The 23,516-nt window shown below is 43.8% G+C and carries 20 protein-coding genes and 1 riboswitch; of the genes, 7 read left to right on the forward strand and 13 right to left on the reverse strand.

Annotation, left to right across the window (positions count from 1 at the left end):
* Positions 1–119 precede the first annotated feature (119 nt).
* The gene (locus ACE38W_RS05365; RefSeq protein WP_375829301.1) at positions 120–533 is read right to left on the reverse strand and encodes a DUF2809 domain-containing protein; all 414 of its coding nucleotides are present in this window, start codon (positions 531–533) and stop codon (positions 120–122) included.
* A 128-nt stretch (positions 534–661) separates the two neighbouring features.
* Between ACE38W_RS05365 and ACE38W_RS05370 the strand changes: the two genes are divergently transcribed.
* From ACE38W_RS05370 to ACE38W_RS05380, 3 genes are all read left to right on the forward strand, one after another.
* Positions 662–2,317: a glycosyl hydrolase family 18 protein gene (locus ACE38W_RS05370; RefSeq protein ID WP_375829303.1), complete on the forward strand. Its 1,656-nt coding sequence runs from the start codon at positions 662–664 to the stop codon at positions 2,315–2,317.
* Between the two features lie 96 nt (positions 2,318–2,413).
* Positions 2,414–2,634, forward strand: a riboswitch (cobalamin riboswitch).
* A gap of 256 nt (positions 2,635–2,890) precedes the next feature.
* Entirely contained in the window at positions 2,891–4,231 is a 1,341-nt protein-coding gene (locus ACE38W_RS05375; RefSeq protein WP_375829304.1) for a DUF5074 domain-containing protein, read from the forward strand.
* 50 nt (positions 4,232–4,281) lie between these two features.
* The gene (locus ACE38W_RS05380) at positions 4,282–5,202 is read left to right on the forward strand and encodes a hypothetical protein (RefSeq protein WP_375829306.1); all 921 of its coding nucleotides are present in this window, start codon (positions 4,282–4,284) and stop codon (positions 5,200–5,202) included.
* Between the two features lie 92 nt (positions 5,203–5,294).
* Here ACE38W_RS05380 and ACE38W_RS05385 read toward each other — a convergent pair whose 3' ends face one another.
* Entirely contained in the window at positions 5,295–5,660 is a 366-nt protein-coding gene (locus ACE38W_RS05385) for a DUF2200 domain-containing protein (RefSeq protein ID WP_375829307.1), read from the reverse strand.
* Between the two features lie 95 nt (positions 5,661–5,755).
* Here ACE38W_RS05385 and ACE38W_RS05390 point away from each other — a divergent pair, with 95 nt between their 5' ends.
* The gene (locus ACE38W_RS05390) at positions 5,756–6,277 is read left to right on the forward strand and encodes a hypothetical protein (RefSeq protein ID WP_375829309.1); all 522 of its coding nucleotides are present in this window, start codon (positions 5,756–5,758) and stop codon (positions 6,275–6,277) included.
* A 99-nt stretch (positions 6,278–6,376) separates the two neighbouring features.
* On the opposite strand, the gene ACE38W_RS05395 is transcribed toward ACE38W_RS05390, so the two are convergent.
* On the reverse strand, positions 6,377–8,296 hold the full coding sequence (locus ACE38W_RS05395; protein ID WP_375829310.1) for a hypothetical protein: 1,920 nt from the start codon (positions 8,294–8,296) through the stop codon (positions 6,377–6,379).
* 148 nt (positions 8,297–8,444) lie between these two features.
* Here ACE38W_RS05395 and ACE38W_RS05400 point away from each other — a divergent pair, with 148 nt between their 5' ends.
* Positions 8,445–8,999, forward strand: a complete 555-nt coding sequence (locus ACE38W_RS05400) for a GNAT family N-acetyltransferase (protein ID WP_375829311.1) — start codon at positions 8,445–8,447, stop codon at positions 8,997–8,999.
* Between the two features lie 37 nt (positions 9,000–9,036).
* Here ACE38W_RS05400 and ACE38W_RS05405 read toward each other — a convergent pair whose 3' ends face one another.
* From ACE38W_RS05405 to ACE38W_RS05425, 5 genes are all read right to left on the reverse strand, one after another.
* On the reverse strand, positions 9,037–9,708 hold the full coding sequence (locus ACE38W_RS05405; protein ID WP_375829313.1) for a response regulator: 672 nt from the start codon (positions 9,706–9,708) through the stop codon (positions 9,037–9,039).
* Complete coding sequence (locus tag ACE38W_RS05410) at positions 9,705–10,475, reverse strand: sensor histidine kinase (RefSeq protein ID WP_375829314.1); 771 nt, start codon at positions 10,473–10,475, stop codon at positions 9,705–9,707. Before ACE38W_RS05410 ends, ACE38W_RS05405 begins: the two co-directional genes overlap by 4 nt.
* 19 nt (positions 10,476–10,494) lie before the next feature.
* The gene (locus ACE38W_RS05415) at positions 10,495–11,070 is read right to left on the reverse strand and encodes a hypothetical protein (protein ID WP_375829315.1); all 576 of its coding nucleotides are present in this window, start codon (positions 11,068–11,070) and stop codon (positions 10,495–10,497) included.
* Positions 11,071–11,240: 170 nt separating this feature from the next.
* Positions 11,241–11,714, reverse strand: a complete 474-nt coding sequence (locus ACE38W_RS05420; RefSeq protein ID WP_375829316.1) for a hypothetical protein — start codon at positions 11,712–11,714, stop codon at positions 11,241–11,243.
* A gap of 137 nt (positions 11,715–11,851) precedes the next feature.
* Positions 11,852–12,070, reverse strand: a complete 219-nt coding sequence (locus tag ACE38W_RS05425) for a hypothetical protein (protein WP_375829318.1) — start codon at positions 12,068–12,070, stop codon at positions 11,852–11,854.
* A gap of 249 nt (positions 12,071–12,319) precedes the next feature.
* On the opposite strand from ACE38W_RS05425, the gene ACE38W_RS05430 reads away from it, so the two are divergent.
* Together ACE38W_RS05430 and ACE38W_RS05435 are read left to right on the forward strand one after the other, a co-directional pair.
* Positions 12,320–12,502, forward strand: a complete 183-nt coding sequence (locus ACE38W_RS05430; protein WP_375829320.1) for a hypothetical protein — start codon at positions 12,320–12,322, stop codon at positions 12,500–12,502.
* Positions 12,503–12,681: 179 nt separating this feature from the next.
* Entirely contained in the window at positions 12,682–13,143 is a 462-nt protein-coding gene (locus tag ACE38W_RS05435; protein ID WP_375829321.1) for a hypothetical protein, read from the forward strand.
* 98 nt (positions 13,144–13,241) lie between these two features.
* Here ACE38W_RS05435 and ACE38W_RS05440 read toward each other — a convergent pair whose 3' ends face one another.
* The 5 genes from ACE38W_RS05440 to ACE38W_RS05460 are packed head-to-tail and all read right to left on the reverse strand — an operon-like array spanning position 13,242 to position 23,495.
* Positions 13,242–14,558, reverse strand: a complete 1,317-nt coding sequence (locus ACE38W_RS05440) for an ATP-binding protein (protein ID WP_375829322.1) — start codon at positions 14,556–14,558, stop codon at positions 13,242–13,244.
* A gap of 3 nt (positions 14,559–14,561) precedes the next feature.
* Entirely contained in the window at positions 14,562–15,119 is a 558-nt protein-coding gene (locus ACE38W_RS05445) for a T6SS immunity protein Tdi1 domain-containing protein (RefSeq protein WP_375829323.1), read from the reverse strand.
* Between the two features lie 13 nt (positions 15,120–15,132).
* Positions 15,133–18,786, reverse strand: coding sequence for a DUF4157 domain-containing protein (locus ACE38W_RS05450; RefSeq protein WP_375829324.1), 3,654 nt, complete (start codon positions 18,784–18,786; stop codon positions 15,133–15,135).
* A 12-nt stretch (positions 18,787–18,798) separates the two neighbouring features.
* Positions 18,799–20,289, reverse strand: coding sequence for a contractile injection system tape measure protein (locus ACE38W_RS05455; protein ID WP_375829325.1), 1,491 nt, complete (start codon positions 20,287–20,289; stop codon positions 18,799–18,801).
* Positions 20,289–23,495, reverse strand: coding sequence for a hypothetical protein (locus ACE38W_RS05460; RefSeq protein ID WP_375829326.1), 3,207 nt, complete (start codon positions 23,493–23,495; stop codon positions 20,289–20,291). Before ACE38W_RS05460 ends, ACE38W_RS05455 begins: the two co-directional genes overlap by 1 nt.
* Between the last annotated feature and the right edge of the window lie 21 nt (positions 23,496–23,516).

The following is a 23,516-nucleotide window of genomic DNA, read 5'->3' on the forward strand; positions in this document are numbered from 1 at the left end:
ACGGATGATAGAGGCAAAACGGCTGTACTTGTTGGTACAGCCGTTTTTGTTTTTGCAGTTGTAACAGCAGATTGAAATTTGTTGCAACAACCCACTGCATTATTATATCAGTATAACGTTTATGCCTTTGCGTTAGTACGCTTAAGTAATGCTTCGCCTACATGGCAGAAGGGATAAGCTAGTAAGGCCCCACCAGCATAACAAACGATATCACTCCATAAAAAACCATACCCCAATATAAGCCCAAAAGGAAAAGTATTTCTGAGATGTACCAGCCAGGGAGCCTGGCAGAGCTGCTGTATTTCTATCAATACACAGAAGATAAATCCTCCGAGGATAACCTTCCATAGTTGGGGCCGTATCCATAGAAACCGCAATCCAAAGACGGCGAAGGTTGCATAAAGGATATCTCCACCATATTCACTAATAAATGCAGGAAAAAAATCCGGCGAATGTCTGGTGGCGAGTCCTGCCCACATGGTAATGGCCAGCAGGAAAATGTAGTATAGGCGTATACGTAAGTTGTTGTTCATCAGGATACAAAAATAATTAATCGTCCTTGACGTAGTAATGTCGTAGTGTTAAAATTTTGACTTGTATAGTTGGAGAATATTTTTGTCGAGACGCTTATATTCTTTTCCTCACCTGTAAAAATCCCCTTATGAAAACACGTTTATCCACGTTGTTACTTTTGTTAATCTGTTTTTTATCTGTCAGGGCGCAAACGCCATTCCGTGTGGTCGGTTACATGCCAAGCTGGTCGGGCAGTGTAAGCAGTGTGCAGTATAGTAAACTGACACACATCAATTATGCTTTTTTGTTACCTACTGCAACTGGCGGTTTGCAAGCAATTGATAACCCAAGTAAACTGCAGAGTCTTGTCAGTACTGCACATGCCAATAATGTGAAGGTGCTGATTTCTGTTGGCGGCTGGAACAATGGCGATGACAGCGGCTTTGAAGGCCTTGCTGCTAACAGTGGCTATCGCAGCACCTTTGTCAACAACATGGTCAACTTCGTCAATCAGTATGGATTGGATGGTGTTGATATTGACTGGGAATATCCGGATGCCGGCGCATCTGCCAACAACTACATATCGCTGATGACGCAGCTCAGTACAGCGATGCATAACAATGGCAAACTATTGACAGGCGCGCTTGTAGGTACGGGTGGTTCCAGTATTCTCAGCAGTGCTTTTGCTTTGGTAGATTTCTACAATCTCATGGCTTACGATTACAACAACTTTGACCACTCTACCTACACGTATGCTACACAGTCGGTTTCGTACTGGCTTGGCCGTGGGTTGCCAGCGTCCAAACTAGTGCTGGGCGTACCTTTCTACGGGCGTCCTAGTTGGGAGTCGTTTGCGCAGCTGGTGGCCAGAGGTGCAGATCCTTATGCAGATGTATTTGATAATGTAGGGTACAATGGTATCACTACTATCAAGCAAAAGACCAATCTTGCATTTGATCAGGGCAGTGGTATTATGATCTGGGAGCTGTCGCAAGACGCTACCGGCGCTAACTCGCTGGTATCAGCCATTCATGATGTGGTGGTATCGCGTACTACGCCAAGTACTGCACCTATAGGCAAGGTGATTACCTTGAAAGGTAATAATGGTTTGTATGTAAGTGGTGAGAATGGTACTACTGCGATGAACTGCAACCGTGCTACACCAGGCACCTGGGAGCAGTTTTCTGTATTGGATGCAGGCGGTGGTAAGATCGCACTGCGTTCTATGGCTAAGTATGTTTCTTCTGAAAACGGGCAGCAGGCGATTACCTGCAATCGTGCTACTGCGCAGGGATGGGAGCAGTTTACCTGGGTATCTAACAGCAATGGTACTATCACCTTATTATGTAACAATGGCGGATATATCAGCTCTGAAAATGGCGCTGCTGCTATGACGGCCAACAGAACGGCTGCAGGCACCTGGGAATCATTTAACTACAGCGTTGTAGGTAATGTGGTAGGCCCTATTACCGCAGTGACCAGCGCTACCGCCAATACGAGCAATGCTGCGATGCAGTTGTCGGCTATGACTCCCGAAACGGAGAAGGCTGGTGTTAACCACACGATCAGCGTATATCCTAACCCGGTAGTAGCAGGTGGTAATATATATGTTAAGGTTCCTGACTACAACAGTAATTCGGCGGTAAAAGTAATGCTGCTAAGTGCCGGCAGGCAAGCGATACAGCAGCAACAGGAAACTACTGGTAGCTTCACCGTGAAGGTAGGTAATGTGGCTGCAGGTACCTATTTCCTGGAGATCTTCCATAACGGTAAACAATATACGCAGAAGATCATCGTCCAATAATTTCTTTCAACAGCCATAGTGTAGGAAGCAGCTGCCATTTGGTGGCTGCTTTTTTTATGCATTCGTTAAGCATTTGGATTATATTAATACTTAGTTTAAGTTTGCACCGCAATTGGTTACCAGGGTCTGCAAAGGCCCGCGTATTAAAAGGGAATCCGGTGCGATGCCGGAGCTATCCCCGTAGCTGTAATCCTGTATATCTGTTATAGATATCGTTTTTTCGGTTCTCCACATGCCACTGTCTTGATAAGTAAAGATGGGAAGGCCGCCGAAGAAGCAGGAAAGCCAGAAGACCTGCCAGATGTAATTTTTCGTTCAGCACTTTCGGGTGAAAGGTTAAGAATGTTTTACTGGTAAACAGACCGGATTTTATTGGATTCATTTATGAAACAGTGATGTAATGTTGCACTGGCAGCAATATCGTTGATGTATGTATTGAAGTGACGCAATAAATGAATACGCTATACGCTGTGCTTTCCTGTGAAGTCAACCGAAACTTTTGTATGCCCCCTTTTTCCTGGTGTTGAATTATTTGTGAAATTATTTTTCATTAATAAATTCTACAAGATTCTCATGATGAAACTGAACAAATCCTTGTTCCTGCTGGCGTTGATGGCTACAGTAGTGTTCTCGTGTAAAAAAAATGATGATGTTCCTGGTCCTAAAATTACCAGTACAGGCACCAAAGACACCATCGCTTTTGGTAGTAGCATTACCTATCGGCCGCAGTTCAGCAACAAGAACGGACTTTCTTTCCAGTGGACCACCAACGGGGCGCCGGTAAGTACTGATTCTGTATTGCAGTTTGGATCTAATGCACATGGCGATTTCCATATCGTACTGACAGCTAAAAACCAGACGGGTATTGACTCTATTGTTTACAACCTCCATGTAAATGGTAAGTATGAAAATGGATTCCTGATGGTACAGGAAGGACAATACGGCGTAACCAATGGTGACCTTGCTTATTATAGTTACGACAGCAATAAGGTTATTCAGAACATCTACAAAACAGAAAATCCAGATAAAAATCTGGGGCCCAATACCAGCACTTTACAATTTGCCAGCATCTTTAACGGCAAAGTATATATGGTCGCAAAGGTAGGCGGGCCACTGGTTGTAACGGATGCTTATACCATGAAGGAAACTGGTCGCATCACTGCTTTACCACAGGATGAAGGGCATGCTTTTGTTGGTGTGGATAATGCTCGTGGTTTACTGAGCGCAGTAGATGGAATCTATCCGGTGAATTTAAGTACGCTTACTTTGGGTGCAAAGCTCGCTGGTATTACATCTGCGGCTGGAGATATGTTGTTGGTAGATAAATATATTTTCGCGCTTACCCAGGCAGATGGTGTTGTAGTGTTGAACACTACCGACTATAGCATTGTGAAAAAATTTCCTAATGCTACGATGGGCTTTACACGTACCAAAGATGGCGCGGTATGGGCTGCCGGCGATTCTTCGCTGATGCGTATAGATCCTGTTGCGCTGACATTGACTTCCATGAAATTACCATTTAAAGTTACTAATCCATGGGCGTTATGGTCCTGGAAATCAGGTTCGCTGACTACCAGCAGTAATGGTAATGATGTGTATATAGCGGCTCGTAATGAAACGGGCGGTATTGGCGGTACTATTGAATATGGCGGCACTAAATTGTACCGTTATGTTGCAGGTGATGCAAACTCGCTGTCAGCACCGTTTATCACACTTCCTGCCGGACAATACTTCTATGGTTCTGCAGTGCGTTTCAACGAACGAAAAAATGAATTGCTGATCATCACACTTCCCGATGAATGGGGCTCCAGTAATGATAACCGCTGGTTATCGTACAATGCCACTACCGGTGCGCTGAATAGCACGGTGAGGTATACTGGTTATCTGTTCCCAAGTTTACCTGTATTCTATTAAGCGATTTCAATTTGTTACTATCTGTCATTTTTAACCCAAACATAAAAAAAATGAAAAAATCCATTTTCCCTGTAATGGCTCTTTTGGCGGCAGTTACCTTTACTGCCTGCCAGAAAGAAGACCAGGCGGATGTGATGCATCTGCAACCTTTACAAACCGGTAAAACAAGTGTATACCGACCTAAAACATCCACCAGTAGTCCTTTAATTAGTACTGTGTATGATTACCTTCCTGCTGCCGGACAGTTTGTCAATACTACCGGAGTTGGTACCCAGGCTGCTGCGCAGGCGCTTGTAGGAAGTACTTCCAATATGGTATCATTGGGTGCATTCGGAGGTTATATCATTTTCGGGTTCGACCACTCTGTGGACAATGGCACTGGCGCCGATCTCGGCATTTATGGTAATCCATTAGGCCCAACTTATCAGTGGTCTGAGCCAGGTATCGTAATGGTGAGTCAGGATATTAATAGCAATGGTATTCCTGATGATCCATGGTATGAACTGGCAGGTAGCGAATATAGCAGCAGCGCTACTATTAAGAACTATCGCATTACCTATTACAATCCGCATGCAGTGGGTACCAGCGTGCTTTGGAAGGATAATCAGGGTAATACTGGTTATGTAACTGCCAACAGTTATCATACCACCAATAATTACTATCCTACCTTCGCTGCAAACCAGGACTCTATCAGCTTTACCGGTACCAAAGTAGCAAATACATTGGTTCCAGGAACTATCATCACTAACCTGGCGTATGCCTGGGGTTATAGCGATAGCTATTCTTCAGAATACCCTACCTATGGTTACAACACTTTTGATATTTCATGGGCTGTAAATTCCAGCGGAACGCCTGTAAGCCTGACCTATATCGACTTCGTGAAAGTCTATACCGGACAAAACTGCGATGCAGGTACTATGTTGGGAGAAATTTCAACAGAAGTAAAAGGTGCAAGAGATCTTCATCTCTAATTTGTATATCTAAAAGGAGCGCTCTTTCTAACACGTAGAAGGGGCGCTCTTTTTTATTTGTGGAAGTTAGCGAAGACCTCTCCCGGAAAATATTATTGCCGGAGAATCTTATCCATCTTTTTTCCTTTGGCTAGTTCATCTACAAGTTTATCCAGGTAGCGGACTTGCTGGGTAAGTTTATTCTCAATTTCTTCTACACGGTAGCCACAAATTACGCCAGTGATCAGGCTGGCCTTGGGATTCAAAGTGGCGCGCTGGAAGAAGGTTTCGAAAGTTGCTTTATCAGCGATCAATTGCTGTAATGTAGCATCATCAAAGCCTGTCAGCCATTGTATCACCTGGTCTAATTCAGCTTTGGTTCTGCCTTTCTTCTCCACCTTTGTAACATACATAGGATATACGGAGGCAAAAGTCATTTTAGCGATCCGTTGATCGTGATGGGCGGTTGAATTATCCATACGTATAATTTTTGCGTGCAGGATTACTACAGTTGAGTCCGAAATATTAAGATTTCCTTAGCAATATTAACAAAAAGGATGGTTATCTTCATGCTATGAAACGTGCCATCATATTCATTGCAGTTTTAATGTGCGCTATTGCAGGGAAAGCTCAGCTTCCATATTACGGAGGCATGGAGCCTTATACGCCGTCAATACTACGCCATACTGCCCCGGTAGCCGATTCTAACGGCCATGCAAAAAAATGGTCCGTTACAAAATATACGGGTATTTCCACCGGGTTTATTGCATTTAAAGGAGGGTCTGGTAGCTATTTATCCGCACCTATGGCGTTGCAGGTAAACCGAAGGATTACTGATAATGTTTATGCGTTTGGTAGTTTGTCGGCCACGCCATATACCATGCGTATGAGTGGCGCTATGTTCCAGCCGGTCATGAATAAACAGATGATGGGTTATGGGCCTATGCAGATGAATAGCACAGGGATCAATCCAGCCGCGAATGTTGGGCTGATGTTTATAAGTAAGGATAAAACCTTCTCTATTTCTGGTAGTGTAAGCGTCAGCAGAAGTAACTATTATGGTTATTCGCCTTACGGACCGTTTAATTCTTTTTAATACTTTAAGAAGCTTGTTATATAGAGAAAACCCTTTTCTGCGTGGGCAGAAGAGGGTTTTTTCTTTGTTGGGCTGAGCGAGCTTATTTAAAGCGGATAATTAAATAAACAACAGCGATATTTCTGCTGCTGGCCCTGAAATGCAGAAGGGTATTGCTTCCAGGCCTGGTACATAGTTAAATATACGTTGACCATTTATCGGCATGAGGCTGATGGGAGATGTTGCTGTTATCACCACCTTACCACCTGTCTTTTTTATCTCCCAGCATTTATTATTGATCTGTTTTATTTTTTCTTCGGAAGATGATATCAGTGGAAGTATAAACTGTATCGGATGTTTGCTATTGCCGCAGAGATATTTTATCTGCATGCTATGATCAGAAAAGGTATAGGTGACATTGGCCGCTAATTCAGTACCAAAGGGCAATTGCTGATTACTGTCTTTAAGCAAAGATTTCGTATATACGATAACATTATTGTCATTCACCTCACTGTGCATGGTGGCGTTTAAATCCTGTATATTCATGAATGTACCAATTTTAGTATAGGCATTCCCGTTATATGTTGCCTGTATACGTGGCGTGAGGGGCATGCTATCGGCACTCTTGTCTGGCTGCATATTATCAGCCTCCCATAGCTGATATTCATTCATGCTGGCGCAAAGAAGTACACCCATTTTTTTATGCCACAGCATCGTGAGTGCACCACCAGCAGCGTGTCCGGATTTGAATTCTTTGTAGTTCCTGTCGTAAACGGTAACGGTTGCACGAAGTGTGTCTGTGGCTACCAGTGTGGTTTGTATATCTTCAAAAAATTTTACTGGTGTAGATGATTCTCGGGGAAGCTGAATATTTTCAGGCTTTTCTGCTGGAACAGTATATTTTTTTTCCAGGATGGTAGCCAGTGCTTTTGCATGAGTGAAGGTATGATGGAGGCAAGGTGTAAGGCCATGTGTATATTCATGCGGGCCACCGTATAAGATACCGTTATGCGTGTGTTGCTGCATCAGGCGTGTGTTTTGAAGTGCTGCCTTATAAAATGCAGGATCTTTGTGTGCGAGCAGTGCATATGCAGGCTGACATCCATCTGATGTTCTGCTGCCCCAATATGTCCACTTATAATTGCGTGTACCCCAGCTATTGTCCCAGCCGCCGTCGGGTAGCATGAACTCCAGGTGCGACTTCATGGAAGCGCTGAGTGTCTCTAACAAGGTATCGTCTTTTGTAAGCAAGGCATATTGTACTAACGCGGGCAGTGACTCTTCTACGTTGTAGCCCAGATCTACGCTAAAGCATCCTTTAGGACTTGGTGTGCCAATAGGGCCGCCTTCGCCGCTGAGTAGCCGATCTTTATTGGTGAAATATTTCAGCGCATCATCTGCGAGGGCTTTGGCTTTCTGGCTGTAACGCGGTACGGATAACAGTTCGTCCAGCAGTGTGAGTGCATAGGTCGCGGATACAGGGTAGTTGATATTGCCGTAGGAAATAGAGAAGTTATCGTAGATATAGTCGCCACTTTTATGAAGTCTGTCGCGGATGCTTTGCCTGAATGCATTGTCGAGCAAGTGATCATAGTGCAGCATTGTTTCTGCCAGCGCGATGGTGGTGAATACCGTTGTTCCTTTCCAGGAGTCTTTCTTAGGTTCGTTTAACCAGGAACCATCTGGCTGCGAAACGGTGCGTTCCATCCAGTTATACAGTAACACTGACGCATCTACGTAGGCATGGTTACCGGTATGTGCTGCCAGGTGCATAAATGGAAAGATGGCATCTGCACTGCGGCCATGGACCTGGTTTTCAGCAGGAGAGATGATAGTGCCGTAATGCGGGCTGTTGCTATCTTTCACCTGCATGGACAGCAGGTTTTTTCCCCAGAGCAACAGTAAACTACGGCTGATATCTCCCAGCGGATCATCTGCCGAAGGCTTAGGGAATGCAATACCAGGGCTGGCATATAAGCTGCCAATGACGCCCGTAGTACCTATGGCAGTGTTTTTGATAAATCTTCTTCTTGATAACATATCGTACGTGGAATAGAAGGGGTAAGATATTGTATCTGCCTAAAAAAAGAGAAATATTTTGATAAACCGCCTTCTGTAAATATTACCTCACCTGCAATCGATATTTTTATATATTACCAATAAATAAGCAGAATAAAGAAACACGTTTATGCACGTATTGCCCGACATCTTCCCCGTATTAATTACCAGTAGGTTAGCATTACAGGCCATTTCCATGGATATGCTGGAAGAGATATATTATATTTTCAGTGATCAGCAGGTGGTGCGGTATTATAACCTGAAACCCTTGGTTAGCAGGGGAAAAGCAATGGAGCTGATACAATATTTCCAGAAACGTTTTAAGGAAAAGGAAGGTATTCGTTGGGCGATCACGATAAAAGATACGCAGCATGTGATTGGCACTATAGGTATCAATAAGTTTGAAAAGAGCCATCATCGTTGTACGATTGGCTATGATCTTTCCAGTAACTGGTGGAAGCGTGGGTATATGTCGGAGGCTTTGCACGGCTTCCTGGAGTATGTTTTCAAAACGTTGGAAGTGAATAGGGTGGAAGCGGAAGTGATGAAAGATAATACTGATTCCTGTTTACTGTTGGAGAAGCATGGCTTTGTGCAGGAGGGGTTGTTGCGGGAACATATGTACTGGGATGAGCAGTATCATGATATGTATATGTATGCGATGTTAAAGAAGGATTTCAAATAGATGGGCTGATTAGGCGGCCAACCAGCCCTGTATTGTTTTAAGGTAGTTTATCGAGTAGTACGATGCCATGTTTGAGGGCATACGTAACTAATCCCACCCTTGTTTTTACTTGTAATTTAGCGAAAAGGCTATCGCGGTAGCCGTCGATGGTGCGTGCGCTGAGGTGCATCTGATCGGCGATTTCCTTGTATGTAAGCTCGGTGCAAACGAGTTTGAGGAAAGTAATTTCTCTGTCGGAGAGGTTGGTGGCGAATTTGGTGGTATTACCTTCTTCTTCGGCCTCGTTGATGGAGTGAATCAGTTTTCCTGTTACCATTTCGGAATAGTAGTATCCTTTGGTATGGAGCGAGTTCATGGCTTCTCTGAGTTCTGCAGGTTCGCTGTCTTTAAGGATATAACCTTTTGCACCGGCTTTGAACATACGAACGATGGATTGTTCGTTGTCGTACATGGATAGTGAGAGTACTTTAACACCGGGATGATTTTTCTTCAGCCATAAGCAGGTTTCATATCCGTCCATTTCCGGCATGTTGATATCGAGGAGAACGATATCGGGGAGATGGTCTGGTTGTAGCATGGAGATGAATTCCTTTCCGTTATTGGCTTCGAATAGCAAGTCATAGTTATCGAAGCTGGCGATTAGGGTTGCCAGTCCTTTACGGAAAAGGACGTGGTCATCAACCAGCACAATATTTACTTTATTGTTCATTGATGGTTTTCTATGACCGTAAGATAAGGGATTTTTATCGTGATGGCGGTACCTTTTGGCACATTGCTGGAAAACTGTAGGTCGGCGCCTATCAGGCTGCTTCTTTTTCGCATGCTGCGTAGTCCGAGTCCGAAGGATTCGCCTTGCAGCATGGAAGGAGGGATACCGTCGCCGTTGTCGAGTATTTCGAGGAGGCAGTTATCTTGGTAGAAGTTGGCGTTTACATCAATGGTGGTGGCGTGTGCGTGTTTGATGATGTTGTTGAGTACTTCCTGGAAAATACGGAACAGGATTAGTTCTTTATTTGCTTCCATTCTTACTGGCATGCCATCAATTTTGTAATTGACTTCGTAAGCGCCTGTTTTACGGACCATTTCCAGTTCCTGTGCGATACCGGCGCAGAGGCCTTTTTCGGAGATCATGTCTGTATCCAGGCTTTTGGAGAGGTTTCTGAGGTCGTGAATAGCTTTGGATAACAATTGTTTAGAGTCCTGGAGTTTTTCATCCAGTTCGGGGGCATTGGCAAGGCTCATGGTGCCCATATTTAGTTTTACCAGGCTAAGTACCTGACCTATGTTATCATGGATTTCCTGGGAGATATTTTTCTGGGTTTGTTCTTTTATTTCCAGTTGGGCGCGCAGGAGTTCCTGATCATAGGCAGATTTAAGTTGTTGTTTTTCCTGGGTATGTGCTGCTCTTCTGCGCAGGTATATCATCCAAAAGGCGATGATAAAGCTGATCAGCAGGAGGAACAGCAGGGTTGCCATGACTATGCTTAAGATGATATCATTTTCCATTTGCGCGTTGATAAATTACTTTGGCCTGATGGGTTTTTTGGTCTTTCCAGATACCAATGGTAAACAGGCCATACATGGTGATATTAAAGATGCTCTGTATTATCCAGAGTTTCGTCATTACAGAATCCGGGTGTATTTTGATGTACTGCCAGAGCGAAAATACCAGCATCGTGCAGGGAGCGTACAGTAAAATTCCTGTCAGATACCAGAAGAATGGAGAGCCAATGCGTATGCCGTCGGTAATTTCATACTGATCAAGGATGATCAGCAGGATCCAGATCGTATAAACCAGGTTGTTAACGGATACAGCTTCGCTGATAAAGCGCGCGGACAAACCAAACCAAATAACAGCCAATATATTAAAAACAGTTACTAGTACCGTTGTAATGGTGAATATTTTCTTTCTGCCCGGATTGATGACTTTTGGATATAGCAGGCAGCAAATAAGTGTAATTTCAGTAATTGTGTAAAGGTTATAAGCAAGATTCAGTAGCGGGCCTGCACTGATAAATGCCCTGAGCAACTGAGGGATAGCAGCCAAAGCCACTATCCCTAGTATTATCATGGAATCCCGTGAAAGGGATCTGATATAGTATAGGCCTGCCAACAGGGGGCATACAACGATCCATATTGATATTTCGCTCAAAACATCCTGTAACTGCATAAAACCTCTGGTATAGAACTGAAACGGTACGGTGATTATGCAAAATACACAAGTTGTGAGGAAATTCATGATTATGGGTTCACTAATGTGATATTTGTAACGTTTGTTGCAGGTGGATGCTCCAGACCAACTGGATCTCCAGGGTCACCAACTTTGTTGTTGCGTTTACCCTGAGGAACCAAACCGGTAGCTAATACGGTAGCTCCCTGGGTTTCTTCACCGTTGTTATCTTTTAACAAGGTGCAAGGAATGATCATTACTGTTGGATCTCCTTTTTTAAATTCGTCAGATTTTTCTGAATGGGCGCCCGCAATAACCATATAGTATGGCGCTTCAGATTCCAGCAATTGCAATAATTCGGCTTTGCTGAACAGGAAACCATTCTGGTCGCCGAGGTAATAATGTGTAACGGTTGGCTCATGAAGAATGCCGGTAGCAATCTTTAATGGTAATTGCATTTTATCCACACATTCTTTACGGGTATCAAGGATAGCGCGTGCTTCATCTAATGAAATTGGTTTGCCTCCTAATGTAAATTTTGACATCAGCATAAAAGTTTAGGGTGATCAAAAAGTAAGTTGGTAAATATATAAATTAATATAATTTATTAAAAAGAAAAGGGGATGTAGAACTTGTTAGTTTCTCATCCCCATAAAAAATGGAGAGCAAACAACGGGCGTTATCAGTAGGATAACGCCGGGTAAGCAATAACATTACTGTTTTGCTCTGATTGTACAGTTTCTATTCTACCTAGTGAAGTTTTGTCAAATATTATTGTAGTGCGGTCCGAGACACTTTTCTCCTGCTTTACGGTACGTTGTATCTCTCTCTTCGCCTGCACATGCAGGTATACTGCCAGGTGACCAAGGATCAAAAGTAATAGGATAAATAAGCGTTTCATTTCACAGTATTTTCGGATGCAGGATTTGGCGTATTCTTAAGTCAAAAGTAAAACCAGCTACTTTGTTGCACAACGGGAAATTTCCCTTGAGAGGGGGGTGTTTTCACGGTATTTTATTTCGCAGGGAAATGATTTTTGAGATTTTTGGAAATAAGCCCGGATTTTTGAATAATTCTATCAAGCTTTTTGCGTTCTAATGATATTCGAGACTACCAATCTTTTATTGACAAAACCTTAAATCTGCAATTCATGAACGCCATTAACTCCCCATTGTTCCTGCTGGCATCAGCAGCCATCTTCTGCGTATTACAGATTATTATTCTCAGATGGGTGTTCCGGGTAGATGATATCATTTTTTATCTCGACAAAATCAATGAAAAACTCTACAGATTGGAAAAAGAACGCAAACAGGAAACAACAACCAATATCTGATTCCTTTTCAGGAAATTAGTTACGGACATTATGTTTGAATGAAAACGGCCGCCACCACGCAGGCTGTATGCTATACTTTTGCACTTACCCAGCTTCTTTTTTCTAATTCCCATAGTTCAAAGTATATCCATGCGTGTTATAGGGATATTATCAACGTAATCTAATATCCTATTACATTCATGAAAAATGCTTCATTACTCAGAAAAGGTGCATGGTACGGACTGTTAATTCATTTGCTGATTATCTTCCTGGCTCATGTGATTTTTCTTTTACTACTCTTCAGAAACGATCTCAGGGCAGGCATTCCCGTTATGCTGGACATTGAACTGCATGCCACCTATGTCATTTTCTTTTTGCTGTTACTGGCTGGTGGCGCGGTGGCAGGCAACAGACTAGCCGCACAGGTCATTAAACTGCAGGGCAGGACAGTTGCCGCGGGCCTTACCTATGGCTTTCTGGTGGCGCTGATTGTAATCGTTTATGGCTTAACGTTATCCACTATGCAGATAGGGTTTTCCTTGGCGGCAAGTATGATGAAAGATCCCGCTGTATTGGCGATGCTGGTGTTTGTGCCGGCATGGTTGTGTGTGGGGTTGATGATTGGCAAAGCGTATAAGCAGATTTTATCTCCCCGTTATTGATGTAATGCCGTAGATATCACGTCAAAAACGGGAAGTCCTTGCTCCGCCTTTGGAGGAGCAAGGATTTCCCGAAATATCAAGGATAGGATGATGCATGATTATGCTTTACCTTCTTTTTGTAATTCTCTTTTTATCGCCAGCTGCAAGTCAGGGTAGGAAAGCTCTTCCTGGTTAGCCGATACCAGCTTCAGGCAGCAATAGTAAGCGATGTTGTTGATATTGGCGCCTGTAAGCTCATGGTAGTGAGAGATATGCTCAAAGGAGATAGACTTGGAAAACCTTACCTGTTCAGGGAATGCCTGCTTCCATAATGTAAAACGTTCTTCAGCTGCCGGAACAGGGAAGTATACAATGTTCTGTATACGTCGTAGGAAAGCTTCGTCCATATTGGATTTGAAGTTGGATGCTAATATCACCAGGCCGCTGTATTGTTCGATACGTTGCAACAGGTAACCTACTTCCTGGTTGGCATATCTGTCGTGTGCATCACGAATCTCGGTACGTTTACCAAATAAGGTGTCAGCTTCATCAAAGAAGAGTATCCATTTTTTTCGCTGGGCCTTATCGAAAATTCTGGAGAGGTTTTTTTCTGTTTCTCCTATATATTTAGATATAACTTTAGATAGATCTATTTTATAAACATCCAGTCCGGTGTATTTTCCCAGCAGCATGGCAGCCATGGTTTTGCCGGTGCCTGGAGGGCCATGAAACAGTGCGCAGTAGCCTTGTTTCACGCGGCGGATCATATTCCATTCATGCAGTAACTGGTCATGATGCCTGACCCACTCTTCAATTTCATGGATCTGTTTAAAAGTATGCTCGTTCAGTACGAGGTCTTCCCATTGTTGTGTGGTGGTAATATATTCTGCGGCGAAGTCGGTGGAAAACCTTGGCCTGCCAGTTTCTCCAGTGATCCACATATCTATTGTTTCTTCATCCAGTAGGAGGCGGCCGCTCATCGGTGGTTCTCCGAATGGCACTGCTTCTATTTGTAATATTCCTTGCTGAAAGAATTTACTTTTCCGCAGTAAGGTTTGTTGTAAGGAGGCTCTTTTATTTACATCATTGCCGCAGAGTATAAAGAGTAGTGTATCTCCGGTGGGTAATAAGCCTCTGTGATTAACACCTTTGACGCCGCCGAACTCAATGAAGTTACCACCTTCAGGCAGATACTCTTTTAAGATATCATCGAAAAATCCGGGTTGTATATGAGGCGCAAATGCCAGCAGCAATGCGATGTATTCATCTACTTCCGGCTGCTGTGTTTTTATCCAGTTGGAGAATGCGGAGTCGTCTTCCAGCCAGGCATCTGCATCTACGTCTACTTCACTTACCTGCTCGAAATGCAGGGCCAGCCTGCCTGATACATAAGTGCGCAGGTATTGCAGGGGTATATGTAAGGAGATGTTTTCCATATATTATCCAATTTGAGAAAGCAGCAGCAGGTATTCCCTGACTTTTACCTTTTGCATCAGGGCTGCACTGATTTCACCTCCTAACGGTATTGCGGGTACGAAGCTGTAACATTCATCATACGCTGGGAAACCTAAGCGGGGATAAGCCTCCTGGAATACCGGCAGGTAATAGAATTCTGACAGCGAGTCTTCATTTGTGAGCACAATATTGAAAACATTTTTTAGGGAAAAACTACCTAGCTTAGAGACTTCCACTGCTACGGGATCAAAATAATGCACAGCATCTCCCGATAAAAAAAATACCCCACCGATACCGGTCTTCATTATGCAGACAGGCTTTTCATAGTCTTTGAATAAGTGACTGGTGCTTGTCGTATAGTCGTCAGGGTTTACCAGCCATATAAAGCCTTTGCCGTAGGAGCAGAATCCTGACTGTTCCCAGAGTTCCGCCAACAGCGGTGGGATGGTGCTTTTGTATTTTGCCATCACGTCCGCGGGCGCTGGTATTGATTTACCTTTATCTTGCGGGTGTACCTGTTCAAACTTTTTTATTGCATCCATACGCATTCATTTATTATGAATTGAGCTTAACTTTCATTTTCTCTGTTTTGTAATTCTTCGGATTGACTTTTTTCACTTCAGCGATAATAGGTTGTACCAGGGAAGGCCACTGGCTACCTATATGCGAGTTGATATCGAGGTGACCATAACCGCCGAACTGATCGCCTTCACCACCGGCTACCTGGTCTACCTTATGCAGCAAGGCTTTGCCGGAAACTTCCTTCTTCACTTTATTCATGATTTGGGCATAAGCTGCCTCCAGTCTTTCGTCAGGGTCTGGATATTTCTTTTTAAATGCTGGTGTTTCTGCAAGGTCTTCTGCTCTATCAGAAGCCAGTTCCTGTTTAGTTTCACGTTTACCCTGGCGCAGACCGGCTTCATCGCGTTTAAGGGTTTCGTAGTTGGCCCTGTTTACGAGCCAGTTGGCGATGGTCATACCGTTGATGCCTTTTTCCTGCATATTCAGCTGTGTTTTATATTGGCCCCAATCTTTTTTCAGCTCTGGCAACTTGCTGAAGGTTACCGTTACCAGTTTCATGGAGGCCTGCATTTTAGAAGGCATTTTGAGTGTAGCCATCAGTTGTCCCAGCTCTTTGAATGCAGTAGCTACTTTTTGTTTTTTCGCTTTTTTAGCGGCATCATCTTTAGCTACGGTACGTTTGATGGTGCCTATTTCAGATATCTTAGCGAGGATTGGACCTAATTTACCTTTATTAGCCGGATCTTTTCCAAGATCATTGAGTAGTTCTGTTGCAGCAGTAGGATTGCTGGCAATCATCAGCTCAGCGTTTTCATCCTGGCCGCTGAAGAAGATTGTATGTCCTTCGCCATCTTCATCACTGAATGGTTCACGAACTTTGAACCAGTCGGCCAGCTTATCTTTAACTTTCGAGAGGAATTTCTTACCAGCTTCCATGATCCAGTCGATGACTTTGTCCATGGCTTTATCTACTGGCGCTCTGAGTTTCTTAATGATTTCAACCACTTTGTCTGCTACTTTGCCGAGGCCTACAAAATTGGCGAAGAAGCTGATAGCCAGACTAAGCATACCACCCAGCACATTTTCTACTTTATTGGCTGCGTTGCCGATAGCGCCGGAAGATATTTCTACGATACTATCAATAACGGCCATACCAACAGACGCGATCTGTTGTATTTTGTTTATCAGGAACTGTATAGTATTCCAAATGGCCAGGATAGCCTGTATGAAGGCTCCCGCGGGGTTCAAACTGGTGAGCAGTTTGGTAACTGCTGCCTGCACCACTGTTACTGTTACGAAGGTAGTAACTTGTGATATGAACTGCGCTTTAAGTTCTTCAATTTTATCCTGAATTTTTTCCCATGCAGCAGCAGGGCCTTCATTGATGAGTGTAAACAATACATCGAAGGTGGTTTCCAGCACTACCACTGCGGTTTCGCCCATGGCTTTTACCAGTTTGGCGCGTATATTCTGCCAGGTTAGTCCGAATACTGATAATCCCAGTTTGAGGATTTCTTTCAGATTAAAGGCCTGTGGTATATATAGGTTGGCGCCTTTGAGTGAGCCCAGCAACCAATTGATAAGGGCTTTTTTGAGCCATGCCCCGATATGGTCTTTGAACTGTAGGAAGCCTTTTTTGGCGGCATCTATCAGGTGACCTACAAAGACCATCGGTCTTTCCAGGATGCCTTTGAATGCGCCTCTTACTTTAGCGAGATAAGGCATCGCGCCAGGTGCCACCACAGAGAATATAATTTCCAGCAAATCGAAGATGGTGTCAAGCGCCCAATTTGCGAATGCGCCTGCGAAATTGCCGAATACCTTAAATACTTTGCTGAAAAGATTAGGCAGGATGATAAAGTCCATAATCTCCAGCGACTTCAGCATGGCGATGAAGTTTTCCGGGAAGCTCTTCACCAGTGATATCAGGCCCTTCATCGCATTGATAAACCATGCATAGGCGCGCTGAATGGCATTACCTTTTTTGATATTTTCCCAGATATCTGGTCTGCCGATCATCTTCATGAATCCACCTATCAGCGTATCGGCGTTCCGTGGCACAGATTCGCCGGTGATAGGATTGAACCCTAATACAGCACAGAGCAGATCGTAGCCTGGTGCGTTGGCTGCCAATCCGGCCAATGGTTTCAATACGGCATCTCTGATAAGCTGGAAGAGGTCCTGGAAGATGCTTTGTATAAAGCTGATAATTTCTGTTACCGGGTCAGAGAAAATATGGACTGCCTTTTCCCAGGTAGCTATTGGATGCAATATAATATCGAGGAAGTCGAGGTCGTCGGTAAATTGCTTGATAGCAGATTTGATCGTGCCCATGAGATTGGAGAAGCGTTTGAGCTTTCCTTCCACCCATGCGCCGGCCTTTTCGAATACGTTGTATTTTTCGAGTGCCTGTGTGATGATATGTCCGCCAGGCAAGAACTCCACAATGGCGCGTAGAATATTGGCGGCGCTGCTATCAGCGGTTTCACCGTTGATAGGGTTCACACCTATCACGATGGTGAACATACGAAAACCTGGAATATTGTAAGCTTTCTCTGCCAGCCAATCTATCACATCCTGCCAGGATGGTATATGAATGCCTAGCAGGCGTTGTACCTGCGGCATTACGGTGGCCTGGCCCTGTTGCACTACGTGCGTCAGCTCATGTGCCAGCAGGTGTTTGCCATCGGAAGTACCAGGCTGGTATTGCTGTTGATTGAAGTATATATTGTTTTGATAGGTAAATGCTTTTGCTCCCAGCTGGTTATTCATCTGGCTGGATTCTGGGCCGGTATGAATGCGCACCTGGCTGAAGTCTGCATTGAAGCGCTGTTCCATGAAATTCCGTGTATCGTCTGTAAGTGGACTACCGGAATTGCGTTTCATCAGACTTTCTCCGATACTATCAATGGCAGAGGATTCCGTGGCTTCATTTTTTCGTTGCACTTTATCAGTGGCCTCTTTCTTGTGTATCTGCGGATCCTCTTTCTTATGTATTTCTTTATCTTCTTTCTTGTGTATCTGCGGATCTTCCTTCTTGTGTATCTCTTTGTCTTCTTTCTTCTGAATCTGTTTATCTTCCTTCTTGTGTATCTCTTTGTCTTCTTTCTTCTGTATCTGTTTATCTTCCTTCTTGTGTATCTGCTGTTCTTCCTTCTTCTGAATCTGTTTATCTTCCTTCTTGTGTAGCTGCTGGTCTTCCTTCTTCTGAATCTGTTTATCTTCCTTCTTGTGTATCTGCTGGTCTTCCTTCTTCTGAATCTGTTTATCTTCTTTCTTGTGTATCTGTTGCTCCTCTTTCTTTTGTATTTGTTTATCTTCTTTCTTTTGTATTTGTTTATCTTCCAGCTTTTGTATTTTCTTCTCTCCTTTAGTATGCTTGCCGGGTTTCATTTTCGCCTGGATAGCTTTATCCGTTGAGCCTGTGGCGGCTTTGCGTTGTACCTGTTTGGTATGCATGCCACCTTTCATAACAGGAGCGGGAGAGTGCATGACTTTATTGGCCATATGATCGGCTTCTTTTTCTGCCGGATCATTTGGGCTGCCAACTTTAAGTTTGGTTTGTGGGCCGGGTTTGGCAGGCGCAAAAAACTGCTTCTCCGGCGTTTTTGCCGAAGCAAGAGCTTTAGTATTTGTCTTGGATGCGGTGGTTTTAACACCAGCATCTGTGCCTGACTTTGTACCCATTACAACATTAATTTATAGCCATTCTACCCAGATAAATTGTTGTTTATTAAATAGAAGTGGTACCAGCTGGTAATTCCAGGGGAGATCTACGAGCAGAAACTGGTCGTAGCTTTCCGGGATTACCTGAAGCCGCCACTGATCATCGTTTTCGCGAACGGAGAGCTTTCCGGTACGTTGTAAGAAACTCACTCTTAAACCATCGACACTGGTGTTCTTTAATGTATTCCAATAACCAATCACCGTTTGTAATAGTTGTGTGGCTTCGGTGATATGTTCATCCTGGAGATTGTTAATCCTTTGCAGCGGCTTATCTACTGGTATGCCGCACAGCACTTTATTAAATATCAGTTCATGTTCTGCCACATCGGTGCGGCCGGTAGCCAGAAATTCCAGTAATGCCACTGCATAGCTTTCATTCGTTACCTTTTTGTCATCCGCGGCATTGCAGGCGCGGAGAAAGGTACCCAGAAAAGGCGCCAGTAAAATCAATCCTGCATTGTGTATAAAGTAACCGTCTGTTGTCGTTGTTGTTGATTCATTGTGAATCATTACCTCCTTTTTGGAGATAGCGGATGGTGCTGAAATAATCTTTTGTATTGGCTGATGTAGCTGGATCGCCACCGCTTCTTGTATTGCGGTTGGTAAGATGTTGATCAGCATTTTTTCATCTACCTGTATATCTATTTTTTCAGTTTGTTGAATGACGCTTGCAACTATTGTTGCTTCATCAGGTTTATTTTCTGAATGTGTAATAATATAGTTTAATATCCAGGGTCTCAGCTGTTGCAGTAATTGTGCGACGGTGCTGGTTTTAGTATTACTGCGGGTATTAATTGTAGGGTGAATAGTATTTTGTAATTGTATTACAGCTGTTACAGCAGTAACGATAGCAGTATAAATTTCAGGTTGTAATGCTTGTAACCAGCTCATTTGCCAGCTATCTGTAAACTGATGTAAAAACCTATACTGTGCGGCTGGTGATTGCTGTAAAACCTGTATGAGCTGTTGCTGTAGCGTTTTTGCGAATTTTACTGCAGGCAGCATTTCTGTTGTTAGTTGATAAAAATCACTTAAAGCTGCCCACCATGGCAGCTGACCGGTTTGGAGGAAATGCCCAAGAATACTGATCAGCTGTTGTGGTGTATAATAGGCAGTTGAAGAAGCTTGTTTTATGTTTTTAGTGAGATGATCGATGCGTTTTTTTTCTATTGCATTTGATTCATCCTGTCCTGTTTTTTGTTGTAAGGCATGACTGATTTCTTTGGAAACGGCCATCATAATAGCAGGAGTCAGCAGATGAATATCGCGTTCGGAGATATTAATTTCCAGTTTGTCGATAATGACTTGTTGGCCGTTGTCATACAGATCAAAGAGTTGCTCCATCATTTGCAGCAGTGGCCCTTCGCAGAGGGTGTTGATTTCCCGCTGCAGCGCCATGGCCTGCATTTCGTCTCCGCGCATGCGAATGGAGACAATCTGTTTCTGTATGAGATGCTCCGTCATTATCCTTGTGTATAGGTGGTTTCATCTACGGCCCAGCATCCTTTCGTGTCGATCACAATGGCGCGTAAATTTCCTTTGTTGATCATGGCAGCAGTGAGTTGATATTTCTGATCAGTGCCGAAGGCAGGCATTGCCCTGTCAGCAATCCAGTAAACGGACTTGAAGTTTGGTACCGTTTCAGGCCCTGTATAAGTAGATCCCTGCGGCTTGATCTTGAAGCCAGAAATCTGGCAGATATCGGTGATTACTTTATTTTGGCAGCGATCAGTAATGATACAACCGAATTTAGGTATGCGTGCGTTGTATTCCTGGAAGCCAAGTTTATTAGCCGTACTATTTGGCGAATACCTGATGGAGGCATTGGCGCCGGTGTTATTATACGTATAGTCGTAGTAGGTAGTAATTGTTTCCATGCTGATGCGCAGTTCGAAGGTGTAGCACTGATATGTGCTCAGCTGTAGAAGCACAGTACCCGCACCATTCGTTGGATCGAGATAGTTGATGGTAAACGCATCTGTATCTTTTAAATTAGCTTGCAGGGAGGTGGTAATTGTTTTCAAAATAAAACCTACTGAATCCATAGTCAGCGGCTTTTTGAGTAATTGGCCACGGAATGCGGAGCTGAAATCATCGTCATAGATAACGGCGCCATTATCATCCCTGATGGTAAGATAGGCGATGTCAACATTTGCGATGGGCTCGGAAGTTGGCGTTGCTGCGTTGACCATTGGCATCCATAATGGATAGAGACATTGTTGAACAATGCCATTGCATGGCTTGGTACAGGTAGCAGGGGGCGGTGGTGGCGTTTCATTGACAGTGTATTGTGAAACACCGCCATCTGCACAACAGATATATGGAAGATAAAAATCTGCAATGATAATTCCATTGGTTACTGCTACCGGAGTATGTGGTATACCTATAAACCCTGGATTTTCGAAGGAGCCCGGATTGAAAGGATGCCCAGTTGCGACGCCCGTCGCCACACCGCTACTAACAATATTGGTGGTATCTACAACTTTATGCGTATCTACAATTTTACTGGCATCTGCGACTTTGCTTGTATCGGCCACATTACCGGTATCAACCACTTTACTAGTATCAGCTACCTTACTGGTATCCATGTTCATCATGGCCATTCTGGGATTCGTCATGTCCACTGAAGGCTTGGTGTTAACCACCTGAGCATTGTTGATATTCTGTGTGATGATAGGTATCAGCATGTCGGCGTTTTCCGCTGTGATACTGCCCATCAGGTTGTCCGTCATGTACTTCAGGCCGGGGTTGGAGTTGACCAGTTGCATTACGCTATCAGACAATGTATACTTATCACCTTGCTGATAGATGATATCACCAGGCTGCCAGTATTTATACTGATATGCGCCATCATATACTACCACGAAAGTACCGCCAGGAGGCACGCCGCCTTTATGTGTTATTCCGGGATTATTGGCACCGTATTGAGAGAGCATCAACTTCTGCTGGAAGTCGCTGAAGCGGCTGTTATATACCTGCCACAATGCGTACAACTCCTTACCTAAGCAGGTATTGCGTTGTGTGACTGCAGTTATCACGGCATTAGTAAGATTGCCCAAAGCTGTAACGCTATTCAGCAAATCAATACCTGCACAGACAATAGCTGCCTTTAATTGCTGGTAGTCTGCTTCCAGGTTAGGGAAGTAGGCCGTTGCGGTATCATCGCCTATATTGCCGGTTCTGATACCAACAATATTGAAAGGAAGACGAAAGTTATTCCGCATGGCAGACAAAGTATCTAACGTCTTCTTATAATCGGTACCAACTATCCCTTCTATTCGGAAGAAGTTAAATGGTTCCAGATCATACTTCAGCGGATTCAATACAAAATCATCTGTGGCAGGATATGTAAATGAGTTATATGATAATATCTGCTTATTTTTCCCCTGCTGTGCGATCTTATAGTTCCAGGTGTTAAATAGTTGCAGACCATTCGTTTGTTTGGTTTGGACGTAATAAAACGGGATAGCTTTTTCTGATAAAGGAGCACCCAGTTTACTTGGTGTAATCTGAATGGATGGCGCGTCATAAATGGTTGGCGCCAGTATATTAGGGAAAGCATACAACATGGTTGTAAGCCTGTTAAAGTATTGTACTAGTTCACCTGAAAGCTGTGTGTCCTTAGCGATGGCAGGAGAGGGAATAAAGTAATGCCGATAGGCATCAGGGTTAGTGGCGCCTGATAGCTGATTCAGAAACAGGTGTCGTGGAAACCAGCTTTCATCCGGACAACAGGTGGCCATCACTCTCGCATATTTGGTGATGATTTCTGTATAACCTTCCATTAAATCGCTGATAAAATCGTAGTAATACTGATAATAGTATTCTCTGGTCAGGTCAATTTTTCCACCGGCATCATAGGTGAAAGTATCCAGTCTGTTAAGTGCCTGGCCAAGTTTACTAATATCTGGGTGTATTGTTTTATAGGTGTTGACAAGCGTTAGTAATGTCTGCTTAACCGTTTTTTGGATAAAATCTTTAGTGAGCACGGTTTTATAAGCATTCACCAGGTTGGCCGTTGTAGTAAGTGAAGTAGCTGTAATGTCCAGTCGTGGCATTTTCAGCGTGACGAGGTTCAGCTTACCTGTGTAGGCAGGAATATTCGTTTTGAGATAGGTGTCTATATCAGAGGTTTTGATGAGCAAAGGCTGGATGGTGATATTTACGGTGGCGCCTTTATCATCGCAGGAGTTGGGCAGACAGTTTTTATTTTCTGTCTGGTTCAGTTCTACAAACAGCATAACTACCTTATCAGCCAGGAAGTTATTATCCAGGGTGGTGATGGAGCTGTCGCTGTTATTGGGGGGCATAGCGGTGAGCAGTTCCCACAGGGGTATCTGCACATCATTATTGCTGTTGTCTTTATGAATGAAAACGTCATACTTAACAGGGTCGGGCTGTTTGTAGTCTTTCCTGTAAGTATAGGTAGTATCCGGATCTAGCACTACGAGGTAACCTGCAGAAGTAACGCCGCAACCACGGGTAATGGTAATGCTTGTGCCATCGGTGCTCTTAGCCGCTTCCAGACCGCATACAATACCTATTCCGATGAGGTTTGTACGTGTGAGGCGGTTTTGCTCATCATTATATTCGAAAAGCAGGTTTAACTGGTCGCTGGTGAGCACCTGGTTAGCCTCAAAGTAAGGAAAGCTTTGTGTTTGGGGTACCATGTTTAAATAACTTCTAGCGTT

This window comes from Chitinophaga sp. Hz27, assembly GCF_042263525.1.
Taxonomy (GTDB): domain Bacteria; phylum Bacteroidota; class Bacteroidia; order Chitinophagales; family Chitinophagaceae; genus Chitinophaga.